A 20,927-nucleotide genomic window follows, 5' to 3' on the forward strand; every position below is an offset into this window, starting at 1 on the left:
GTGCAGCAGGGTCAGGAGCTGTGGCACCAGGTTCAGGAGGCGCTCCAGGCCAACCTCAGCAAGCCCACCTTCGAGACCTGGATCCGGCCGGCCCGCTGCAGCGGCATGCGCGGCGACCAGCTGCTGCTGGAGGCCCCCAACAGCTTTGCCAGCGGCTGGTTACGCAAGAACTACCTCGGCACCATCGAGGCCGTGGCTTCCGAGATCGCCGGTCGCGAGCTGCGGGTGGAGGTGGCCACGGCAAGCGAGGGCGACGCCCCGGCGGAGGCCATCGGCGGCAACGGCCTGACCGGGCCGGCCAGCGGCACGCGGGAGACCGGCAATGGCCGGCCTGCGGCCCCGGTGCGCTCCCCCGCCACCGGCGAGACCCCCCGCAAACTCGCCCCTGGCCTCAATCCACGCTATGTGTTCAACCGCTTCGTGGTGGGCCCCAACAGCCGCATGGCCCACGCGGCCGCCCTGGCGGTGGCGGAGGCACCGGGCCGGGAATTCAACCCCCTCTTCCTCTGCGGCGGCGTGGGCCTGGGCAAGACCCACCTGATGCAGGCGATCGGCCACTACCGCCTCGAGATCGACCCGGACGCGCGGGTGTTCTACGTCTCGACCGAGACCTTCACCAATGACCTGATCCAGGCGATCCGCAAGGACGGCATGCAGGCCTTTCGCGACCGCTACCGCGCCGCCGACCTGATCCTGGTGGACGACATCCAGTTCATCGAAGGCAAGGAATACACCCAGGAGGAGTTCTTCCACACTTTCAACGCCCTGCACGAGGCGGGGCGGCAGATCGTGATCGCCTCCGACCGTCCCCCCAGTCAGATTCCCAAGCTGCAGGAGCGCCTGATCTCCCGCTTCTCGATGGGGCTGATCGCCGACATCCAGGCCCCCGACCTGGAAACGCGCATGGCGATCCTGCACAAGAAAGCCGAGCAGGAACAGATGGCGCTGCCGCGCGATCTGATCCAGTACATCGCCGGCCGCTTCACCTCCAACATCCGCGAACTCGAGGGGGCCCTCACCCGGGCTGTGGCCTTTGCCTCGATCACCGGTCTGCCGATGACGGTGGAATCGGTGGCGCCGATGCTCGACCCCGGCGGCAACGATGTGGAGGTGACCCCACAGCAAGTGCTCGACAAGGTGGCCGAGGTCTTCGGCGTTCGCACCGAAGAAATGCTCAGCCCCAGCCGCAAACGGGCCGTGAGCCAGGCCCGCCAGGTGGGGATGTATCTGATGCGGCAGGGCACCAATCTGAGCCTGCCGCGCATCGGCGAAGCCTTCGGCGGCAAGGACCACTCCACAGTGATGTATGCGGTGGAGCAGGTGGAAAAGAAGCTTCACACCGATCCTGCCCTGGCCCGCCAGGTGCAACAGGTGCGAGACCTGCTGCAGATTGATTCGCGCAAACGCAAGTAGATTTCGCGCAAGCGCAGGCTGGGCTCAGCTGGTCAGCGGCCTGGAGGGATCGAGACCTTCCAGTTCACCGCAGAACACCCGGCTGGCGGTGATGTCGTCGGCTTCGATCGTCATCAGATCTCGCTTGGTCACGCAGCTGCCCATGCGGGTGAACAGGCGATTGGCCTGGCGCATGCGGGCCCGATCGATGGCATTGCGGATCGAGCGGGCGTTGGCGAAGAACGGCAGCTGCATGCGTCGCTGGATGTACTCGGCGAAGGCCGCCGTGGCCTCGTCGCTGAAGCGGTAGTTCTCCGCCGCGAGTATGAGCTTGGCGATCGCCAGCAGTTCAGGGCCGCTGTAGTCGGGGAAATCAATATGATTGGCGACCCGCGAGGAGAGCCCGGGATTGGACTGGTAGAACACGTCCATGCGATCCTTGTAGCCAGCGAAGATCACCACCAGATCGTCGCGATTGGCTTCCATCACCTGCAGCAGGATCTCGATCGCTTCGGCGCCGTAGTCGCGCTCGTTCTCGGGACGGTACAGGTAGTACGCCTCATCGATGAACAGCACCCCACCCATCGCCTTCTTCAGCATCTCGCGCGTCTTCGGCGCCGTATGGCCGATGTACTGCCCCACCAGATCGTCACGGGTGGCGGTGACCACGTGTCCCTTGCGCACATAGCCGAGCCGATGCAGGATCTGGGACATCCGCTCCGCCACCGTGGTCTTGCCGGTTCCCGGTTGGCCGGTGAACGACATGTGCAGGCTGGGAGCCGCCGTCGCCAGGCCCACCTGGGTGCGGGCCCGCTCCACCACCAGCAGCGCCGCGATCTCACGGATCCGGGCCTTCACCGGCCTCAGCCCCACCAGGTCGTGATCAAGTTGCTCCAGCACCTCCTGCACACCCACCCCCTCGTAGGCCGCCTTCAGATCGACGCGGGTGAGATCGTGGCTCAGATCTGGCTGATCAGCCTCAGCGGAGGGTTCAACGGGCGCAGAGGATGGATCAGGCGCGGAAGAGGGATCAATCGAGGAGGGCATCGACAGCCGCGGCAAAGGATTCGTCGGCAGCGCCGATCGGGGCGTCGTCCTCCTCACTGCGCAACGTGAGGTTCACATAGGTGCGTCCGAAGCTGATATCCGGGAAGCGATTGCTGCTTTCGGAGAGCTCGTTCAACCGCTCCAGAAACACCCGGGTCGCCTCGTAGTCGTCGAACTCGATACGACGTTCGAGCCGTTCAGGGCGATTCCGTTTCGTCCAGGCCTGTTCCATGGTCTGACCCTAGATCAACTGCGGCTGCCATCCTCCGCTGCCGACTCGTCGCTCAGGCAGTCGGTGCGGGCATGGCTGAGTCGCTCCACCCAGGCCGCGGCGTAGGCACGATTGGCCTGCAGCTGCTGCTCATCGGTGCTGTGCAGCGGATGGGGAAAGGTGCCCTTGATCGCGGCATTGGTGACGCAGAACATCGCCTTCTGAAAACTGGCGCAGATCTTCACCCGCACATCTCCCTCGCCGCGGCCCTGCTGCCGGTACCAATGATGCAGCGGTTCGGGCAGGTGGCGATACATGTCCTGCATCAGCAGGCTGGGCGGGATGCCCGCCCCCATGGTGGGAAGGGGATCGGCGTAGAGGGCGCCGTAGGCAAAGCGGCTCTGATCCGGCGAGATCTGCTGGGCCTGGGCGTTGAACGACACCGTGCCCAGAAAGGGCATGCCCCGCAGGAACACCGCCTCGACGTAGGGCACCGCCACATCGACCAGGAAGGTGAGCGCGGCCTCGGGCGGCAGCACCCAGAACCGCTGGCCCGCCACCTCCACCGCGTAGGTGATCGGCTGAGCTGCCGCTGCCACCAGCCCATCCATCAAGAAGTCCACCAGCTGGGCAATGGAACCCACCCGTCCATCGCGCTCGGCCCTGGCCAGATCAAGGAACAGGTCACTCATCACCCGCCAGAACTGACCCAGGGCATGGGTGGTGGCCGCCGAGCGGATCAGCTCGATCAGAAAGTCCGGAAACAGAGGATGGAGCAGACCCAGCAGCGGGTCCCGCCGGGTCTTGCAGCGGATGATGGCGGCGCAGCCCTGGCGGAAGGCGTCGGTGTCGAGATAGGCATCGAGGCCACCGGTGCCATGCCAGAACATCGCCTTCTGGCAGTACTCGGCATACTCGAAGTTGATGCGGTCGTGGTTGAGATGCCGCCAGATCCTGGCGAGGCTGGGATCACCATCAAGGAACTTGAAGATCGGCAGGGGATTGAGAAACTGCTTCTCCGCCTGGTACACCAGGTTGATGCTGTAGGCATCAAGCACTTCTCCATAGCTCTCCAGAACCCCCACCACTTCCAGCAGATGGGTGGGGCTCTCGGCCAGCAGGGTCTCGCCGGCCAGCAGGCGCCGTTCCAGTTCTGCCGCGGTAGGGATCGGAGCCTGGCGCGTCCGCGAGCGTCCGGGATTCAGGGACGCCATGGCAGAGCTGTTCATCAGGCGGGCCTCCCACTGATGGCCGTCACCAAGGCTGGTAACTGACTCATGGCCGTGGTGGCCTGCTCCGAGAGAAAGCCCAACCCCGATGGTGCCAGTCCGATCGCCACCACAAGAACCGTGAGCACCATGGCGGGCAGGTGACGGAGCAGGGGCACGGCCGGCAAGCGGATGTCGAGCGGCCCTCCGGGTTCAGGAGGGGTGACGGCCAGCCGGCCAAAGAAGGCACGGTTGACCAGCAACAGGAAATAGACGGCCGTCAGACCTGATCCCACCATCGAGGCCACTGTGGCCACGGGGAAGGTCGCCAGGCTGCCGCGAAACACCAGAAACTCAGAGATGAAGCCGGCCATGCCGGGCAGACCCGCGCTGGCCATCACCCCCACAATCATCAGCGAACCGGTCAAAGGCAGACCCCGCTCTGGGTTGAGCAGGCCCCGCAACACATCCAGGTCGCGGGTGCCGGTCGTGGTGTACACCTCGCCCACCAGCAGAAACAACAGGGCGGAGATGAGACCGTGGCTCACCATCTGGAATTCAGCCCCCAGCAGACTCACGGGCGTGGCCGCCGCGGCCGCGAGCAGCACATAGCCCATGTGCCCCACGGAGCTGTAGGCCACCATCCGTTTCATGTCCCGCTGGGCGATCGCCGCCAGGGAGCCATACAACACCGAGATCGCCGCCCAGATGGCCAGCCAGGGGGCCGCCACAGCCCACGCCTCCGGGAACAGTCCCAGGCAGAAGCGCAGCAGCCCATAGGTGCCGAGCTTGAGCAGCACCCCGGCCAGCAGCACCGACACCGGCGTCGACGCCTCGGTGTGGGCATCCGGCAGCCAGGTGTGAAAGGGAACCAGCGGGATCTTGATGCCGAAACCCACCAACAGAGCACCCAGCAGCAGGAGCTGGGTTCCCATAGCCAGCTGGCCGCCGAGCACGGGGGTGAGGCTGAAGTCCACCTCGCCGGTGACCAGCGCCAGGCCCAGAAAAGCGGCGAGGATCAATCCGCCGGACACCGCTGTGAAGATCAGGAACTTGGTGGCCGCATAGGCGCGACGGGCTCCACCCCAGACCGAGATCAGCAACCACAGCGGAATCAGCTCCAGTTCGTAGAACAGGAAAAAGAGCAGCAGATTCAGCGAGAGGAAGGCTCCATTCACGGCGCCGCTGATCACCAGCAGCAGGGCGAAATACAAACGCGGCCGCTGGGTCACCGTGGTGGAGGCATAGGCCGAAACCAGGGTGAGGCCGGCATTGACCAGCACCAGCGGCAGGGAGAGACCATCCACGCCAAGGCGGTACTCCAGCCCCAGACTTTCGATCCAGGGGATCGATTCCTGCAGCTGCATCCCACCGAAGGAGGGATCGAACTGCAGCAGCAGACGCAGGCTCCAGGCCAGCTGCAACACGAGCAGGGCCAGGGCGGCGCGGCGAACCTTCTCGAGAGAGAGCTCGCCAGGCCAGAGCATCAGGCCCAGGGCACCGAGAAAGGGAATGGCGAGAAGGGCACTCAGCATCGATCGATTCTCAGGCGATGAACCAGTTCAGGGAGGCCAGCAGGAGCACGATCGACACCAGGGCCGTGAGCACGTAGGTCTGCATGCGGCCGCTCACGGCCAGCCGCAGACTGCCGGCCGCAGCCATGGTGAGGCTGCCGACACGATCGACCAGCACATTCACCACGGCGGCATCGAAACCGTTCGTGAGCCGCGAGAGGCCCGCCACGAAGGTCACAATCGTGGCGCGATAGATGCGGTCGGTATAGAAGTCGAAGGCCAGGAGATCCTGCAGGGTGCGCAGCGGCTTGAACAGGGAGCGCGACCAGGCCTTGTTCAGGGGCACCACGGCCGCGGAGACAACCCCGATCAGACCGGAGCCCATCACCAGGACCGCCACCCCAGGGGAGAAGGAGGCGATGCCGGGGACCGGATCGATGCGGGCCATGATCCAGGGCATCAACCCCACCAGCACCGTGAGGCTCACCATCGGCAGAGCCATCAGCCAGATCACCTCCGGTGCCCGCCGTGTCTTGGGCTGAGCATCCCCGAGGAAGACCTGGCGGTACACACGGGTGAGGTTGAACAGGGTGAGCAGGTTGGTGAGCAGCACCACCAGAGCGAAGAATCGGTGCTCGGCACTGAAGGCCTGCACCAGCAAGCCGAAGCACCAGAAGCAGCCCAGGGGTAACAGGCCGGTGACCCCGGCCGCCGCCATCAGGAAGGCGCCGGTGGTGGCGGGCATGCGTCGGCCCAGGCCACCGAGTTCAGTCAGGTCCTGACAGTTGGTGGTGGCGATGATGCTGCCCACGCTCATGAACAGCAGGGCCTTGGCCAGACCGTGGGCGAACAGCAACAGCAGGGCGATACCCGGCTGCTGCAGGGCGATGGCCACGAACACCAGCCCGAGGTAGGAGGTGGTGGAATAGGAAAAGGCCCGCTTCAGATCCACCTGGGCGATCGCCACCAGGGCACCGCCCACCGCACTGATGGCGCCCACAGCCAGGAGCACATCGGTGGCCACCGGAGAGATCAGCAACAGCGGCATCAGCTTCAGCAGCACGATGGCACCGCAGGTCACCACCACGGAATTACGCAGAATCGAGGCCGGGTTGGGCCCCTCCATCGCCTCATCCAGCCAGAGATGCATCGGGAACTGGGCACACTTGCCCATGGGCCCGGCAATCAGGCCCAGGCCCAGCAGGGTTCCGGCCAGGGGTGTGAGCGGAGCACTGGCGGCCCAGGCATAGAGCTCAGTGAACTCGGTCTGACCCGACCAGGCCGACAGGGCAACCACACCCATCAGCAACAGAACGTCGCCGACCCGCTTGGTCAGAAACGCATCCCGGGCCGCCGTGACCACCAGGGGCTGGGCGTACCAGAACCCCACCAGCAGATAGGTGGACAGGGTGAGCATCTCCAGCAGGAAATAGCTCATGAACAGGCTGCTGCTCAGCACCACCCCGGACATCGCGCCTTCGAAGAATCCCACCAGCGCATAGAAGCGGGCCAGGGACCACTCCTTGTCGAGATAGCCCAGGGCAAAAACCTGGCCCAGCAGGCTGAGGCCAGTGACCAGCTCAAGAGCGGCCAGATTGGTGAGCGAGAGATCAAAACCGATCGAGAGATTCAGGTCGGCGGCGTGGAACCAGGGGATCTCAAGGTGATGGGGGCCAATCAGCCAGACCTGACGCAGCACCAGGCTGCCGTGCAGAAAGGCCAACAAGGTGACCAGAAGATTGAGATAGGCCGCAGGTCGCGGTCCATTGCGCTTGATCCAGCCGCTGGACCAGGGCAGGGAGAGCAGCACCCCGCTGAAGCCATACAGCGGGATCAACCAGGCCAGCTGCATGGACAGGGGCAGGTTGTACAGGGGAAGTTCGGCGACCAAGGCAGCAGATGGACGGCATCGAGGCTGGACGTCCAGCGCCGGATTTAGAAGCTGGCGCGATGACGGGAATAGTCGTAACGGATCGCGGCGGGGATGGCAGGGGGCTGTGAAACCACCGCCAGCTGCCGCAGCCAGCCATTCAGCTCTTCGCCGTGATGCTGTTCCTCCTTCCAGAGCGCCCGGAAGAATTCGGCATTTTCTTCATCACCGATCAGCACGCAAAAGCGAACGGCCTCGGCGTAGTGGTTGATCAGATCGTGCTCCAGCACGCTGTTCAGCCGCAGCAGACCGACCAGATCCGGCGCATGGGTGACAGCGCGCAGCTGGGAGGCCGCAGGGGCCACCCGCAGACGCAGCATCTGCTGCACGATGCGCTCGGCATGCTGCATTTCCTCCACGGTCTCGCGGCGAAAACGCTCCGCAGCCTCTGCATCTCCCCAGAGCTCCACAAGGGAGGCCTGGGTCATGTACTGCTGCACGGCGGAGAGCTCAAGGCTCAGGGCGCGCCCGAGATATCCGAGGACGCGGGGATGGGCGGCTTCGTCCATAAGAATCAGAGGCGACGGGTGACGCCGGTGCAAACCAGGGCGGGCTCGACCTCGCCATGGGGACGGGCAATGATGTGGGCCGCCACCAGGCCGTCACCGACACGCTCACAGGCATCGGCACCGGCCCGGACCGCGGCGTTCACAGCCCCGGTTTCGCCACGCACCATCACGGTGACGTAGCCACCACCGACGAATTCCCGTGAGATCAGGGTGACTTCCGCGGCCTTGGTCATGGCGTCGGCGGCTTCGATCGCGGGAACCAGGCCACGCGTCTCGATCATGCCAAGGGCGATGCCCTGTACGGAGGAAGCCATCGGAAAGGAAGGAGAAGCGGAACGGTTGGGAGGGGTGAGGCTGGAGGAGCCGCCGCCCGTGGCAGCGGAGGCAGCGGCACGACCGGAACCAGAAGCCCGGCCAGTGGAGGCACGGCTGGCGGCGGGGCGGGTCGCAGCCGAGCGGCTGACGGCCCGGGTGGTGGAGGTGCGAGCCATGGCGGTACGGGAAGAAGGGACGCGGGCAGCGGCAGTGGAGCGAGCGCTGCTGCGCTTCGCCGGAGTGGTGGGGGCAGCAGTCAGTGAACTGGCGGCAGGGCTATCAGTGGTCGAAGGGGTGGGCAGGGCCTTGGGTGAGGTGGAGCCCTTGGACTCAGTGGAGGCCATGGGCGCCGTCGCGCTGACCACGGCCTCCGCAGGAGCGGGGGCAGGGGCCTCTGCAGCGGGAGTGACGGCAGGGGCTGTCTCCGCAGACGGGGCCGGGGTGGATCCGGCGGCGGGGCTGGGCGTCGGGGTGGCCATGGTCAGGGAGGGGGTGGCGGGAGCTGGCGAACGGAACGGGCGTCAAGGGCGGGCTGGCGCGTAGGCCCGGTTGAGCGTCAGCCGTCCGGCTCCCAGAAGTCGATGATTCCACCGATGGTGAGATCGGTGAACAGGCTGGCGTCACCTGTGGCATGGCGGGCAGCGGAGCCACTGGCGGTGAAGACCCAGTTGCCAGTGGCGGCCCCGACGGGATCCACAGCGACACTGAGCTTGCCCTTCGGAGTCCGAAGCACACGAAGGTTCTGGTGGGCGAAGCCTTCGACCCGTTGGGTGCAGACCAGTGAACCCATCACCTGCATGATCTCCATTACTTACTCCCCCCTGACGCCATCGCCTTGGCGGCATCGGGATCCCAGTGATCGATGATGCCCACGATCGTGAGATCACTCGGGTACGACTTGCTGCCTGCCGCCTCGCGGGCCGCCGAGCTGCCCACACAGATCACCCAATCGCCGGGAATGCAGCCAACGGCATCCACAGCAACCTTCTGGGTACTGCCATCCAGCACCACCTGAAGATGCTTGTGCTCGAAGTCGGGAATGCGGTTGGTCGAAACCAGCGGCTTCAACACCTTGCAGATCAACATGTCAGTGTCCTCCTCCGCTGGCAAAGCTGATCGTGGATCCGATCGTCTCCGCTGGTGCGTGGCGATCCTGATCGCGAATCGTCAGCAACACGTGCAGGAGCCCTTCACGACAGAGCTCGCCGTAGCGCGACTCAATCGCCTGCTGGACCCGCCGGCAATGGCGCTCAGCCCGGTCACGGGCACCGGGGACCTGGCCGTTGTAGTCGAATCGCACCACCACCGGCACCGGCAGACCACGGGACACATTGAGACCTTTGAAGATCTTCACCCCCACGTCGAGGTCGGGGGCGCCCTCTTCAACGGTATCCATGTAGGCGAAGTAGGTGAGGTTGCGCAGGTGCACCTCCTTGAACCCGATGCCGACTCCAATGAACCGCTCGGCATGGCCAGCATCGCTGTAGTGACCACCATGGAACTGGCGGACGTAATCAATCTGGGAGAGGTTGTGCTCCAGCAGTCTGCTGATCAGACGCACCATGCCGGGATCCGGCGTGCTGGCAGCAGCCTGCTGAACCAGCGCCAGGATCCGGTCGCGAGCCTGCTCGGCACTGAGCCCCGCGGTGGCCTCATACACCTCGCGGGCATCGAGCCAACGCTCGAGATTGGTGCTGCCATCCAGGCCCGGAACGTGAACCCTCAGGGCATCGGTGTCGGTATCGATCCCCAACAGCAGCAGGTCCACCGAGGCGCCGCAACAGAAGCTGTTCTCCACGGCCTGCTGGAAATCCTTGAGGCGACTGAGACCACAACCGGCCGCCAAAGCATCGTCGCTGCCGTGGGCCGCACAACCCTCATGGCTGGGATCGAGGGAGCTGAAGTGGTAGAGCACCACTTTGAGATAGCGGGTATCGGCATGGGCCGGATTGGGCAGGCCCTCCCGATAGCGGCGGTGCTCGGTCTTCACCCAGCGACTCACCGTGTTCTCGACATCAAAGAGAGCACCCGCGTGGGGACGACGCCGCACCGAGCCGAAGGGCAACCGCAGGGCATAGGCGATGGCATGGGCCAGACGACCATCGGCGCAGGGCGTGATGTCGAGCAGGTGAAAGCCGCAGTCGAGCAGAAAAGCATCGAAGGATTCCACCGTGGCTGAGCCTGGTCTGCCCTGGAGCGGATCCCGCTCGAAGAAACTGGCGCTGGTCTGCTCGTAGGTCTCGAACACGCACCAGGCGAACAGGGTGCGCATGTCCAGCTGCGTCACCCAGGCTGTCTCCAGGATCGGCTGGGGCAGCTCGAAACCAAGCTCGGCCCGGGCCAGCTCCTGTGCCCGTGGGATGAAGTCGTCCTCATGCTGCAAGGCGGAAAGCCGCTTGAGCAAAGGCACGAGCCGATCAAAGGCGCCCTTGACCTGGGCGTCGTAGGTCTGCAAGGCCGCGTTGGCCCGGCTGTCGGTCAGGGGATGGAGCCTCACGGAGGCGGAAGCCGAGGATCGGCGCGACCGCCAGGCGTCAAGGCCGGCAGCGGCAGCACCGAGACCAGGGGATTCATTCCTCTGAGTCAGCTCAGGAGTCCGACGGACCCGGGCACGACGGCCTGTGTCCCAGGGGTTGGCGGCTGGATCAACACCGTCCTCGGAGACGCTGGTGGCGGTGGTGATCTCAGGCTCTAGCAGGCGCCCACGCAACCTCTGGACGGAGCGGCGCAGCTCATCGGGGCTGGGGGCCGCAGGGCGGCGGCGCTGGGCCGGGGCGCCCTGGGGAGTACGCGCCACTGAAGAAACCGGACGGCGTGGCATCAGATCAGCCGCGGGCCCCGCCGGACACGGTCACCAGAGAGCCACGATCGGTGTTTCCACTCGATCCGGTCACCCGGCTCACCGGAGCCGGAACGGCTTCGTTGCGCTTGGCCTCGTAGGTGGGCATGGCCGTCATCGGGCCAGGACGGCTGGGGTTGCGTTGACGGGCAGACGCTCCCTCCGTACCCGTGACCCTCTCGCCACGATCCCAGTCGTCGCCGGTGATCTTCAGGCCAGCGGAGATGCCTTCGCCGGTGACACGCGACACGGGTCGCTCAGGAGCGGACGCAGGGCGCACATCCTCATCGACGCTGATCGGCGCCCGACCTCGGGCCGAGATCCGATCGAAGGCAGAGGAACCGCTGCCATGGCGGTCAAAGCGGAACTGCTCAGTGCCGGTCACCTTGCCGGAGGCCATGTCAAACGGACCGGTGATGCGGTTGCCCTGTTCGTAACTGGTGCCGGTCACAGCCGCGGATTTCTGACGCTCACTCTGGGCCGCGCGGGCCGGAGACTGGATGCTGAACTGCTCCCAGGGCTGGGAATCGAGCGGCTGAGGGAAATCAGCGTCGTGGGTTTCGGCGGCGCTGCAGGCGGCAGCCATCTGATCGGCCCCGAGGTAAGGGGTGCCGGTGACGGGCTCGCAGGCACCCCGTTCAGCGCCGGTCATGACACCACCGATGCCGGGCTGCAGGCCGGTCATGCTGGGGCCCGGAGTACCGAGGCGGGCAGGCGTGCGCTGGCGGATCTCCTTGACCTGCTTGCTGGAGCACCAGTCACCCGCCTGTTCCAGTCCGGCATAGGGGGTTCCCGTGACGGCCTTGCAGGTGCCGGGTTCATCACCGGTGACCCGGCTGGAGCGGCCGGTGCGCGTCCCGCTCACCACCTGGGCCTTGTTGGTGATTGAGAATCCAACCTTGGCCGCTTCCGGCTCGGGCTGGGATCCGCAAAACCCTTCGTATTGCTGACGGCCGATGTATTCATCACCGGTGACGCGGCGGCAACTGCCGGGCTCATCGCCGGTGACCCGCTCGCTACGACCGACGTGGGTTCCGGTGATCCCCGTGCCACGCAGCGTCTGAAGGACATTGACCTTATCGGGGGCACGGCCGGGCACCAGGGGCTCAGATCCGAGGTACTGGGTACCGGTGAGCTGGCGTCCGGAGCCGGGCTCATCGCCGGTGACCCGCTCGCTGCGCCCCACCATCACACCGGAGACCGGACGGCCACCGAGGGTCTGGCTTTGACCCACCTTGCGCGGGCTGGGCTCGAGATCGCCGCAGTAGGCCAGGGCCTGATTGGCGGAGATGTACTCCGTGCCGGTGATCGTCTTGCAGGTGCCGGGCTCATCGCCGGTGACCTTCTCCGAACGGCCCACCTCATTGCCGGTGACGCGGTTGCCATGGCTGGTGGCAGTGACCCGGACCTTGGCAGGCTGAACGGGGGAAGGCCGGTCCTGACAGAAGGACTGAAACACCTCGGCACCCATGTATTCAGTACCGGTGATCGTGCGGCAGGTGCTGGCCTCATTGCCGGTGGTCTTGGGCGAGCGGTTGGCCTGGGTGCCGGTCACCGTCTGTCCGCGGAGGGTTTCACTGACGCCCACCTTCCAGTGGGCATCGGCGGCAGCCGCCTGCTTGGCGCCATGGAGGTTGGGGCCCGTGGGACGGGTGCTGCCGCTTCCCCGCGTGGCGCCACTGGAGCCCACCTTGCTCTTGAGCTCACGCACCTTCTGAGCCAGTTCTCGGGTGGTGAGGTCGGGGTTGCCCTGGCGCGCCACAGCAGCAGCCGTGGAATTGCTGGGCGTGTTGGCGGCCTTGCCGCGCTTGCTCAGGGCCTCACGACGGGCCAGCACCAGAGACCGGCTGGGGTTGTGCTGCGAGGCGCGCTTCACGGCAGGGCGGCGATCAGCCGCACTGCTGCTGCGCGAGGACAGACTGCTGCCGAGGCTGGAACTCCCCAGAGAAGCCGATCGGCGAGCCGGCGCACTGCTGGTCGGGGCCGAGGCTTCAGCCTGGCGCTCCTGACACTTGCACTTGTGCTCACCGGCCGGGGCTGCTGAGGATCCGGCGCCCGCTGGAGCGACCTTCTGCAGATCGGTACGGGTGCGGTCGCGGCTGGTATCGGCCCGCTTACCCCGCTTGCTGAGAGCCTCCCGACGGGAGAGAACCAACTCCCGGCTGGGGTTGCTGATCGGCCGGGGGGTGCTGCGCGTCGGCGCCGCCACAGTTCTGGAAGGAGCCGGGGCCGACAGCGACATGGCTGCCGATCGCGCCGGACGACCGGGCCTGGTCGCCTGAACCGGGGCGGCAGGCGCCATGACAGGCTCCGGCACCGAGGTGCGGGTGGGACGGGCATCCGCAGCCGTGCGCACGCGGCTGGCGCTGGAGCCGTAACGGCCAGCGGCTTTCTTGCCTGCGCTGGTGAGGGCCTTGCGGCGCTCCAGAGCTGCGTCACGACTGGAAGTGCTGGCCATCTCCGCCCGATGAATGGAATGACTGGATCGAAAGAAGGATCCCGGCCCTGAGGCCGGGATCACTGAAGGGAAGGGCTGAAGCTCAGCGGCCTTCGAAGACCACGAAGCAGGCGCCCTGGCTCTGGGTGTAAGCGTCGTAGCCCACCAGGCGGACGTGATGATCGGGATAGGCCCGATGGCAAGCCTCAAGCTCGCTGACGATCACGCCGAGATCCTTTTCACCGAAGAACGGCAGTTTCCAGAACGACCAGTAGGTCGCCATGGAGCGGCTGGGGTGAACGTGCTCAACCAGGGGGCTCCATCCCTGGGCAATGATGTAGGCGATCTGGTCGTAGATCTCGTCCTGGGTCATCGGCGGCAGGAAGCCGAATGTCTCCAGGGTGGCGACTGTTTGATAGTCACCCACGGTGCTCTTGAAAGGCATGGGGATCCTTGGGGTGCAGAGGGGGTCCCCGACGAATCAGACGGCTTCCATCAGGCAGATTCCATCAGGATCGTCCGAATCGATCGGGGCTGGATGTCGGGACGGCATAGCGCCGCGTCGTGATGCAACGGCGAATCGCCGGCGATCAGTTGACGTCGAGCTTGTCGACGGTGTCGAACTCGAACTTGATTTCCTTCCAGGTCTCGAGGGCAATCGCCAGCTCAGGGCTGTGCTTCGCTGCTTCCGTAAGGATGTCGCGACCTTCCCGCTCAATCTCGCGGCCGGCATTGCGTGCCTTGACGCAGGCCTCAAGGGCCACACGGTTGGCGGCAGCACCAGCTGCAGAACCCCAGGGGTGACCGTGGGTACCACCACCGAACTGCAGCACCGAATCGTCGCCGAAAATGGCCACCAGTGCAGGCATGTGCCAGACGTGGATGCCGCCGGAGGCCACGGCGAAGACGCCGCCCATCGAGCCCCAATCCTGATCGAAGAAGTTGCCGCGGCTGCGATCTTCGGGAACGAAGGATTCACGCAGCTGGTCGATGTAGCCCAGCGTCGACTGACGATCACCCTCCAGCTTGCCCACCACGGTGCCGGTGTGCAGCTGGTCACCACCGGAGAGACGCAGGCACTTGGCCAGCACCCGGAAGTGGATACCGTGCTTGGGATGGCGGTCAATCACCGCGTGCATGGCGCGGTGGATGTGCAGCAGCATGCCGTTCTTGCGGCACCACTTCGCCAGACCGGTATTGGCCGTGAAGCCACCGGTGATGTAGTCGTGCATGATGATGGGCTGACCCAGTTCCTTGGCGAACTCGGCCCGCTCATACATCTCCTCGGGAGTGGCGGCGGTGCAGTTGAGGTAGTGCCCCTTCTTCTCGCCGGTCTCCTGCTCAGACAGCTTGACGGCTTCGGCAACGAACTCGAAGCGGTTCTGCCAGCGCTGGAAAGGCTGGGAGTTGATGTTCTCGTCGTCCTTGGTGAAGTCGAGGCCACCGCGGAGGCACTCATACACCACCCGGCCGTAGTTCTTGCCACTCAGGCCGAGCTTCGGCTTGATCGTGCAACCCAGCAGGGGACGACCGTACTTGTTCATGCGATCGCGCTCGACCACGATGCCGTTCGGCGGACCCTGGCAGGTCTTGATGAAGGCCATCGGGAAGCGGATGTCTTCCAGACGCAGGTGGCGCAGGGCCTTGAAACCGAAGACGTTGCCGACCAGGGAGGTCAGCACGTTGGTGATCGAACCTTCCTCGAACAGATCGAGGGGATAGGCGATGAAGGCATAGAAGGCTTCCTTGTCGCCAGGAACGTCTTCGATGCGGTAGCAACGGCCTTTGTAGAAGTCGAGATCGGTGAGGAGCTCGGACCAGACGGTGGACCAGGTGCCGGTGGAGGATTCAGCGGCCACAGCGGCAGCCACCTCTTCCTTGGGCACACCTTCCTGGCCGGTGCATTTGAAGCAGGCCAGCAGGTCGGTGTCGAGGGGAACGTAATCAGGAGTCCAATACGTGTCGCGGTACTCCTTAACCCCTGCGTCGTACTTCTTGCTCATGGGGGATGTCCGGGTAAGTCGGGAAAGGGAACAATCAGCGGGTCAGCGCCTGAGGCGCCAAGCCGATCAGTCCTTGGAACCGACGAAATTGCCGTTGCCCAGGGCGGGCTCAACCTCGCGGTGGGGGCGGGCAATGATGTGGGCGGCCACCAGGCCATCACCCACGCGCTCGCAGGCATCGGCGCCAGCACGAACGGCCGCGTTCACAGCGCCGGTTTCACCACGGACCAACACGGTCACGTAACCGCCGCCCACGAACTCACGACCGATCAGACGCACTTCAGCGGCCTTGGTCATGGCATCGGCTGCTTCGATCGCCGGCACCAGGCCACGGGTCTCGATCATGCCGAGGGCGATGCCCATGGTTTCGTTTGCCATTACCTGCTCCTGAAGGAGGGGGTGGAATGTTCGTCCGTAACCATGGTCTGCAGCCATTCCCTCCGTCAAGCCGTTGACAGGGCTTGCGCCATCACCGTTTCCGCATTGAAAGATAAGACAGACTGATCAGTGCCTCACAAATCGTTAGGCATTGCTTGATCCAGCACCCATGCTGGCGCAAACCTCCCTATGCAGGTTCGCTGAGATCCCAGTCCAGGCCGTCCTGGCGTGGATCTGAAACCCAACGGACCCGGGTTCCGAGGGGCTGTGGTCTCAGAGGGGCTGGGCGTCGGAGACGAAGCCAACGCCGCCGTAGTAGTTGAGCAGGGGCCGCAGTGCTGCACGGATCTGCTCCAGCACCTCCGCCTCGCAGAACACGATCACATGGGCGTTGGCGCCGTAGCCGCTCATCTCCATCGATTCCTGCACCTCACCCCCCTTTCCCACCCCGGTGACATGGCGCATCACCGAGTAGCCGGGAGCTCCGGCGGTGCGCAGAGCCGCGCAGATCGGGCCCAGCTCCCGCTCTCCCAACAACAGATCGAGACGTTTCATCGGACAGGCCTGAGAGGCAAAACGAACGGTGGCGCGAGACAGTGACGCAGAACGGCGACGCCAGGCAGCGACAGCCTGGGAAAACCGGGGACACCGCCCTCCCAATCCCTAGCCGGCCGGGATCCAGCGCTGCACCATCGCCATATAGAGAGGCAGTCCAACCACGATGTTGAAGGGGAAGGTGACCCCCAGCGCGGTGGAGATGTAGAGGCTGGGATTGGCCTGCGGCACCGTCATCCGCATCGCCGCAGGAACGGCGATGTAGGAGGCGCTGGCACAGAGCACCATGAACAGCAGTGCATCCCCCTGCGGCAGCGACAGCGCCCTGGCCACCACCAGTCCAACGGCGGCGTGCACCAGGGGAGCGCCAACAGCAAAACCGATCAGGAAGGGACCGGCCCGGCGCAGATCGTGGAGGCGCTGGGCCGAGACAATTCCCATGTCCAGCAGGAAGAAACTGAGGGCGCCATAAAAGAGTTTATTGATGAAGGGATCCATCTTCTCCAGCCCAGCGGGGCTAAAGGCTGCCACCAGAAATCCGATCACCAGACTTCCCATCAGCAGAAAGACCGAACCGTTCAGAAATGCCTCTCGCAGCAAAGAAGGCCAGCCAATCGAGCGGCCGCTGTTGGGCTCAGCCGGCACCGCCAGTTTCACCAGCAACAGCCCCACAATGATGGCGGGCGACTCCATCAGAGCAAGGGCCGCCACCATGAAGCCATCAAACTGCACTTGCAGCACTGTGAGGAAACTTTCTGCTGTAATGAAGGTGACGGCACTGATCGATCCGTAGGCCGCGGCCACCGCAGCGGCGTTATAAGAATCCAGACGACTGCGCAGGATCAGAAAGCTGGTCAACGGCACCAGCATCGACATCAGCACCGCCGCCGTGATCGTGAGCGTCACCTGGCCGCCAAGACCACTGTGCTGCAGCTCCAAACCGCCCTTGAAGCCGATCGCCAGCAACAGATACAACGAAAACAGCTTCGGCAGCGGCGCCGGGATCTCCAGATCCGAGCCCACCAGCACCGCCAGCATGCCGAGGAAGAAAAACAGAACCGGCGGTGACACAAGGTTCTGGAGAACCAGTCCTGATTCCATGGCCGCCGCGGGCATCGAGGGGCCCTGCAGCGTAGGCAGCGCCACCCACCTGGCTTTTTCCCGATTTCGGTCAGCAACTCCTCAAGCCAGCCCCCCACCCCTGGCCGAACGCCTGGGAGCTCCTTAACGTCTGCAGCAAGCGTGCACCCCTGGAGATTTTCAGGGGGTGGAATGTTCAACCCGGCACGCCATGGCCTTCGGGCCTAGCCACCCTGCAGGAGGTCCATCCGACAGACCCCAACACCCAAATTCCCAGGTACGGGAGCCTCTGGTTCCGTCAGTGGCTCACAATGGCGGCCGCCCGATCGATCGGGCAGACCCGTTGTTGCGATCCGTTGGCCGGAGCTCAGACCCCTGATCGATCCGTGCTGGCTGCAAGCCCGTCGGTGCTGGTCATTGCCAGCGGCAATGCCCACAAGGTGGCCGAGATCACGGCCATGCTCCATGCCGTTGGTCTGGAGGTCCGTCAGCAACCAGAAGGGCTGGAGATCGAGGAGACAGGTCGCACCTACCTTGAGAACGCCCGGCTGAAGGCCCAGACGGTGGCGACGCTGACCGGCTGCTGGGCCCTGGCGGACGATTCCGGACTGGAGGTGGATGCCCTCGGCGGGGCACCGGGCCTCTACTCGGCTCGCTATGCCCCCACGGATCACGAACGGATCCACCGCCTGCTCCAGGAACTGGGGGGCACCCCCTACCGCAGCGCCAGCTTCAACAGCGCCATGGTGCTGGCTGATCCCACCGGCCAGGTCGCCGTCGAGGCCGAGGGGATCTGCCGTGGCGAAATTCTGATCACGCCGCAGGGCCATGGCGGCGGCTATGACCCGATTTTCTGGGTGCGGGAGGCCGGCCTGAGCTATGCCCAGCTGCCCCACCATCTCAAGGAGAAGCTGGGCAGCCGCGGCAAGGCCGCCCGGCAGATGGCCCCACGGCTGCTCCAGCTGCTCGGCCTGGCCGCGGCCTGAGCTGAGCTCTATCGATCGTTGATGTGGGCCACCGCCCGCATGGCGGCCGAAGCCGCCTCCTCCACATCGCCTTCACGGCCGGCGAGGGTGAGACGACCAAAGGCCCCCACGGCCTTCACATCGACCACCGTGATGTTGGAAGCCTTTTCGGCCTCATTGGCGGCAATCAACACGTAGCCGGCCGGCTCGGTCTCCAGGATGAAGATGCTCATGCCGGCCTGGATCATCGAACCCCGCCGGTTCTGGCGGTTGATCAGCACGGCATGATCCGGCGTGATCGCGCGAATGATCTCCGTCCAGGTCACCTCGCAGGGGCTGCGTTGCTCGACCCGGCTGCCGATCGCCTCCAGCACCACATCACCGGAATGGAGCACGTTGCTCTGATCCCGGTGGTAGAGCCCCAGCGAACCGAAGGCCCGCTCCACCACCATCTGGCCGAGACGCACGGTGCTGGCCTTGAGGGCGATGTCGGTGACACGATGCACCGCCATCCCCGGAGACACCTCCAGCCAGAGACAGGCATCACCGGGAATCGGCAGGAATCCCTGGGAGACCGTGCCCATGTAGGCGGCCAGCTGGGGCTGCAGCGAATCGAGGAAGACGTAGGTGCGCAGCTCGATCGACTGCACGTGGCTCGTCTGGTTGGCCAGCCGGCGGCCTTCGCTGTCGGTGGTGATCACACAACTGGCGCCGGAGCTGTCGCCGTGGACCTCGGTGCCGGTGATCCGCGGAGCCTCGCGCCGGCTGTCCCCACGCAGTTGGTCGCTGCGGAGCTCGGAGCGCAGAGGAGCTCGAAGCGTGGATCGGGAACGAGCGCGCTCCATCAAGGGGCGGACACCTCAGGGTTGGGTTGCCGCGCAGCAGGGCAAATCCTGGCGACAGGGAGACGGTTGGTTCGCGACGCGACTCTATCCCTCGCCCCTGCTGGGTTCCGGCTGCTGCCGGCTCGGGGAGGGCCCGCAGCGATGCACAGATCTTGTCGCAACGATCACAAACGCTGATCACTACCTGTCCGGGGGCCCTCGGCTCGCGCTGAACTGCCAGCCGGAGGGGCCACGCCAGAGCGACGTGTTGCCGAAGAGTGACGTGTTCCCGAAGAGTTCTGACTCCCTGCCTGCAGAGTCCCCGTGAGTAGCTAGGCCTAAGGGATCGCATCGCCAGGAGGCCCGTTTCGATGGGCGCTGTCGCACCATGGGCTCCAGCCGTCACCGCCGGTGGCCGGGAGAGCTCCTCCCACCTTCCCCCCGTCTTGCGGGAGAGCGGACAACGGGAGGTGTTCTGCGGTCTCACCTCGATCGTGTGGCTGCACCGCCGCATGCCCGATGCCTTCTTCCTGGTGGTGGGGTCCCGCACCTGCGCCCACCTGGTCCAGAGCGCCGCCGGGGTGATGATCTTCGCCGAACCCCGGTTCGGCACGGCCATCCTCGGGGAACGGGACCTGGCCGGCCTCGCCGATGCCAATGAGGAGCTCGACCGGCTGGTGCGCGACCTGCTGGAGAGACGGCCCGAGATCCGCACCCTCTTCCTGGTGGGGTCGTGCCCCAGCGAGGTGATCAAGCTCGACCTGGGCAAGGCTGCCGAGCGGCTCAACGGCCAGCTGGCCGGACGGGTGCGGGTGCTGAACTACAGCGGCAGTGGGATCGAAACCACCTTCACCCAGGGGGAGGATCAGGCCCTGCTGGCGATGCAGCCGCTGATGCCGGCCAGCGACGAGCCGCAGCTGCTGATCGTGGGCACCCTCGCCGATCCGGTGGAAGATCGGTTGATCGACCTGTTCGGACGCATGGGGATCGAGCGGGTGCGCAGCCTGCCGCCGCGGCGATCCACCGAACTGCCGCCGGTGGGCCGCGGCACGAAGGTGCTGCTGGCGCAGCCGTTCCTCAGTGCCACCGCCCGGGCCCTGCAGGCCCGCGGCGCCGAACTGATCCCGGCCCCCTATCCCTTCGGCGTGGAGGGAAGCCGGCTCTGGATGCGGGCCGCTGCCACCGCCTGTGGCCTGGCCCCGGCGGCGATCGAGGCGGTCCTTGCACCGCTGGTGGAGCGGGGCCGGCGGGCGGTGGCCCCCCACCGGGAGGTGCTGGCCGGCAAACGGCTGGTGCTGATGCCCGACTCCCAGCTGGAACTCTCCCTGGCCCGTTTCCTGCATCAGGAGTGCGGCATGGAGCTGGTGGAAGTGGGTACCCCCTACCTGGATCGCCAGCTGCTGGCCGAAGAGCTGGCCCTGCTTCCCGCCGGCACGGCCATCACCGAGGGCCAGGACGTGGAACGCCAGCTGGAGCGGGTCCGGGCCGCCCGGCCTGATCTGGTGGTCTGCGGCCTGGGGCTGGCGAACCCGCTGGAAGCCGAAGGGATCGCCACCAAGTGGTCGATCGAACTGGTGTTCAGCCCGATCCACGGCTGCGACCAGGCCGGCGATCTGGCCGAGCTGTTCTCACGGCCGCTGCGGCGCCGCAACCTGCTCCAGTTCAGCTGAACTCTCCGGTTCACCTGAGCTGTGGGCTCTGAGCGCTGGTCCACCCCAGC

The 20,927-nt window shown here is 65.5% G+C and carries 21 protein-coding genes; 4 read left to right on the forward strand and 17 right to left on the reverse strand.

Features of this window, described 5'->3' with window-relative positions; genetic code table 11:
- Window positions 1–1,413 carry a chromosomal replication initiator protein DnaA gene (dnaA, locus tag H8F26_RS00005; protein WP_197156579.1) on the forward strand — a complete coding sequence of 471 codons (1,413 nt, stop codon included), beginning with the start codon at window positions 1–3 and terminating at the stop codon, window positions 1,411–1,413.
- 24 nt (window positions 1,414–1,437) lie between these two features.
- On the opposite strand, the gene cbbX is transcribed toward dnaA, so the two are convergent.
- The 7 genes from cbbX to H8F26_RS20005 all read right to left on the reverse strand — a co-directional run bounded on the left by cbbX (window position 1,438) and on the right by H8F26_RS20005 (window position 8,125).
- The gene (gene cbbX, locus H8F26_RS00010; RefSeq protein ID WP_197156581.1) at window positions 1,438–2,439 is read right to left on the reverse strand and encodes a CbbX protein; all 1,002 of its coding nucleotides are present in this window, start codon (window positions 2,437–2,439) and stop codon (window positions 1,438–1,440) included.
- A complete protein-coding gene (locus tag H8F26_RS00015) occupies window positions 2,423–2,671 on the reverse strand; it encodes a 4a-hydroxytetrahydrobiopterin dehydratase (RefSeq protein WP_197156583.1) in 249 nt (82 codons plus the stop codon). Before H8F26_RS00015 ends, cbbX begins: the two co-directional genes overlap by 17 nt.
- Before the next feature lie 14 nt (window positions 2,672–2,685).
- Entirely contained in the window at window positions 2,686–3,864 is a 1,179-nt protein-coding gene (locus H8F26_RS00020; protein ID WP_197156585.1) for a CO2 hydration protein, read from the reverse strand.
- A 14-nt stretch (window positions 3,865–3,878) separates the two neighbouring features.
- Window positions 3,879–5,393, reverse strand: coding sequence for an NADH-quinone oxidoreductase subunit M (locus tag H8F26_RS00025; RefSeq protein WP_197156587.1), 1,515 nt, complete (start codon window positions 5,391–5,393; stop codon window positions 3,879–3,881).
- A 10-nt stretch (window positions 5,394–5,403) separates the two neighbouring features.
- Complete coding sequence (locus tag H8F26_RS00030) at window positions 5,404–7,224, reverse strand: NAD(P)H-quinone oxidoreductase subunit F (protein ID WP_197158858.1); 1,821 nt, start codon at window positions 7,222–7,224, stop codon at window positions 5,404–5,406.
- Window positions 7,225–7,307: 83 nt separating this feature from the next.
- Window positions 7,308–7,811, reverse strand: coding sequence for a ferritin-like domain-containing protein (locus tag H8F26_RS00035; protein WP_197156588.1), 504 nt, complete (start codon window positions 7,809–7,811; stop codon window positions 7,308–7,310).
- Window positions 7,812–7,816: 5 nt separating this feature from the next.
- Entirely contained in the window at window positions 7,817–8,125 is a 309-nt protein-coding gene (locus H8F26_RS20005; RefSeq protein WP_231597980.1) for a BMC domain-containing protein, read from the reverse strand.
- A gap of 25 nt (window positions 8,126–8,150) precedes the next feature.
- Here H8F26_RS20005 and H8F26_RS20010 point away from each other — a divergent pair, with 25 nt between their 5' ends.
- Complete coding sequence (locus H8F26_RS20010; protein WP_231605364.1) at window positions 8,151–8,669, forward strand: hypothetical protein; 519 nt, start codon at window positions 8,151–8,153, stop codon at window positions 8,667–8,669.
- 13 nt (window positions 8,670–8,682) lie between these two features.
- Here the strand turns inward: H8F26_RS20010 and H8F26_RS00045 are convergent, their stop codons facing one another.
- From H8F26_RS00045 to H8F26_RS00085, 9 genes are all read right to left on the reverse strand, one after another.
- Window positions 8,683–8,934: a carboxysome peptide B gene (locus tag H8F26_RS00045; protein ID WP_197156590.1), complete on the reverse strand. Its 252-nt coding sequence runs from the start codon at window positions 8,932–8,934 to the stop codon at window positions 8,683–8,685.
- Window positions 8,934–9,212 (reverse strand): carboxysome peptide A, encoded by a 279-nt coding sequence (locus H8F26_RS00050; RefSeq protein ID WP_197156592.1) that lies wholly within the window; start codon window positions 9,210–9,212, stop codon window positions 8,934–8,936. Before H8F26_RS00050 ends, H8F26_RS00045 begins: the two co-directional genes overlap by 1 nt.
- A gap of 1 nt (window position 9,213) precedes the next feature.
- Window positions 9,214–10,947 carry a carboxysome shell carbonic anhydrase gene (locus tag H8F26_RS00055; protein WP_231605366.1) on the reverse strand — a complete coding sequence of 578 codons (1,734 nt, stop codon included), beginning with the start codon at window positions 10,945–10,947 and terminating at the stop codon, window positions 9,214–9,216.
- 4 nt (window positions 10,948–10,951) lie between these two features.
- Window positions 10,952–13,423, reverse strand: coding sequence for a CsoS2 family carboxysome shell protein (locus tag H8F26_RS00060; protein WP_197156594.1), 2,472 nt, complete (start codon window positions 13,421–13,423; stop codon window positions 10,952–10,954).
- Window positions 13,424–13,505: 82 nt separating this feature from the next.
- Window positions 13,506–13,847 carry a ribulose bisphosphate carboxylase small subunit gene (locus tag H8F26_RS00065; RefSeq protein ID WP_197156596.1) on the reverse strand — a complete coding sequence of 114 codons (342 nt, stop codon included), beginning with the start codon at window positions 13,845–13,847 and terminating at the stop codon, window positions 13,506–13,508.
- Window positions 13,848–13,992: 145 nt separating this feature from the next.
- Window positions 13,993–15,405 carry a form I ribulose bisphosphate carboxylase large subunit gene (locus H8F26_RS00070; RefSeq protein ID WP_197156598.1) on the reverse strand — a complete coding sequence of 471 codons (1,413 nt, stop codon included), beginning with the start codon at window positions 15,403–15,405 and terminating at the stop codon, window positions 13,993–13,995.
- Window positions 15,406–15,471: 66 nt separating this feature from the next.
- Window positions 15,472–15,783, reverse strand: coding sequence for a BMC domain-containing protein (locus H8F26_RS00075; protein ID WP_197156600.1), 312 nt, complete (start codon window positions 15,781–15,783; stop codon window positions 15,472–15,474).
- Window positions 15,784–16,056: 273 nt separating this feature from the next.
- Window positions 16,057–16,338, reverse strand: a complete 282-nt coding sequence (locus H8F26_RS00080; RefSeq protein ID WP_197156602.1) for a transcriptional regulator — start codon at window positions 16,336–16,338, stop codon at window positions 16,057–16,059.
- 108 nt (window positions 16,339–16,446) lie between these two features.
- Window positions 16,447–17,439 carry a sodium-dependent bicarbonate transport family permease gene (locus tag H8F26_RS00085; protein WP_197158861.1) on the reverse strand — a complete coding sequence of 331 codons (993 nt, stop codon included), beginning with the start codon at window positions 17,437–17,439 and terminating at the stop codon, window positions 16,447–16,449.
- Window positions 17,440–17,876: 437 nt separating this feature from the next.
- Between H8F26_RS00085 and H8F26_RS00090 the strand changes: the two genes are divergently transcribed.
- The gene (locus tag H8F26_RS00090) at window positions 17,877–18,404 is read left to right on the forward strand and encodes a non-canonical purine NTP pyrophosphatase (protein ID WP_370594720.1); all 528 of its coding nucleotides are present in this window, start codon (window positions 17,877–17,879) and stop codon (window positions 18,402–18,404) included.
- An 8-nt stretch (window positions 18,405–18,412) separates the two neighbouring features.
- Here the strand turns inward: H8F26_RS00090 and H8F26_RS00095 are convergent, their stop codons facing one another.
- Entirely contained in the window at window positions 18,413–19,228 is an 816-nt protein-coding gene (locus H8F26_RS00095) for a BMC domain-containing protein (RefSeq protein ID WP_231605367.1), read from the reverse strand.
- 350 nt (window positions 19,229–19,578) lie between these two features.
- Here H8F26_RS00095 and H8F26_RS00100 point away from each other — a divergent pair, with 350 nt between their 5' ends.
- Window positions 19,579–20,877, forward strand: coding sequence for a ferredoxin:protochlorophyllide reductase (ATP-dependent) subunit N (locus H8F26_RS00100; RefSeq protein ID WP_197156606.1), 1,299 nt, complete (start codon window positions 19,579–19,581; stop codon window positions 20,875–20,877).
- Window positions 20,878–20,927 lie beyond the last annotated feature (50 nt).

The sequence above is a fragment of the Synechococcus sp. CBW1006 genome (assembly GCF_015840525.1).
Lineage (GTDB): Bacteria > Cyanobacteriota > Cyanobacteriia > PCC-6307 > Cyanobiaceae > CBW1002.

Coding starts and splice junctions, on each gene's coding strand:
- H8F26_RS00100 (WP_197156606.1), top strand. CDS start 19,579: ATGGGCGCTGTCGCACCATGGGCTCCAGCCGTCACCGCCGGTGGCCGG.
- H8F26_RS00035 (WP_197156588.1), bottom strand. CDS start 7,811: ATGGACGAAGCCGCCCATCCCCGCGTCCTCGGATATCTCGGGCGCGCC.
- H8F26_RS00075 (WP_197156600.1), bottom strand. CDS start 15,783: ATGGCAAACGAAACCATGGGCATCGCCCTCGGCATGATCGAGACCCGT.
- H8F26_RS00080 (WP_197156602.1), bottom strand. CDS start 16,338: ATGAAACGTCTCGATCTGTTGTTGGGAGAGCGGGAGCTGGGCCCGATC.
- H8F26_RS00025 (WP_197156587.1), bottom strand. CDS start 5,393: ATGCTGAGTGCCCTTCTCGCCATTCCCTTTCTCGGTGCCCTGGGCCTG.
- H8F26_RS00085 (WP_197158861.1), bottom strand. CDS start 17,439: ATGGAATCAGGACTGGTTCTCCAGAACCTTGTGTCACCGCCGGTTCTG.
- H8F26_RS00065 (WP_197156596.1), bottom strand. CDS start 13,847: ATGCCTTTCAAGAGCACCGTGGGTGACTATCAAACAGTCGCCACCCTG.
- H8F26_RS00050 (WP_197156592.1), bottom strand. CDS start 9,212: ATGTTGATCTGCAAGGTGTTGAAGCCGCTGGTTTCGACCAACCGCATT.
- cbbX (WP_197156581.1), bottom strand. CDS start 2,439: ATGCCCTCCTCGATTGATCCCTCTTCCGCGCCTGATCCATCCTCTGCG.
- H8F26_RS00070 (WP_197156598.1), bottom strand. CDS start 15,405: ATGAGCAAGAAGTACGACGCAGGGGTTAAGGAGTACCGCGACACGTAT.
- H8F26_RS00055 (WP_231605366.1), bottom strand. CDS start 10,947: ATGCCACGCCGTCCGGTTTCTTCAGTGGCGCGTACTCCCCAGGGCGCC.
- H8F26_RS00060 (WP_197156594.1), bottom strand. CDS start 13,423: ATGGCCAGCACTTCCAGTCGTGACGCAGCTCTGGAGCGCCGCAAGGCC.
- H8F26_RS00090 (WP_370594720.1), top strand. CDS start 17,877: ATGCTCCATGCCGTTGGTCTGGAGGTCCGTCAGCAACCAGAAGGGCTG.
- H8F26_RS00015 (WP_197156583.1), bottom strand. CDS start 2,671: ATGGAACAGGCCTGGACGAAACGGAATCGCCCTGAACGGCTCGAACGT.
- H8F26_RS00020 (WP_197156585.1), bottom strand. CDS start 3,864: ATGGCGTCCCTGAATCCCGGACGCTCGCGGACGCGCCAGGCTCCGATC.
- H8F26_RS00095 (WP_231605367.1), bottom strand. CDS start 19,228: ATGGAGCGCGCTCGTTCCCGATCCACGCTTCGAGCTCCTCTGCGCTCC.
- H8F26_RS20005 (WP_231597980.1), bottom strand. CDS start 8,125: ATGGCTTCCTCCGTACAGGGCATCGCCCTTGGCATGATCGAGACGCGT.
- H8F26_RS00045 (WP_197156590.1), bottom strand. CDS start 8,934: ATGGAGATCATGCAGGTGATGGGTTCACTGGTCTGCACCCAACGGGTC.
- H8F26_RS00030 (WP_197158858.1), bottom strand. CDS start 7,224: ATGCAGCTGGCCTGGTTGATCCCGCTGTATGGCTTCAGCGGGGTGCTG.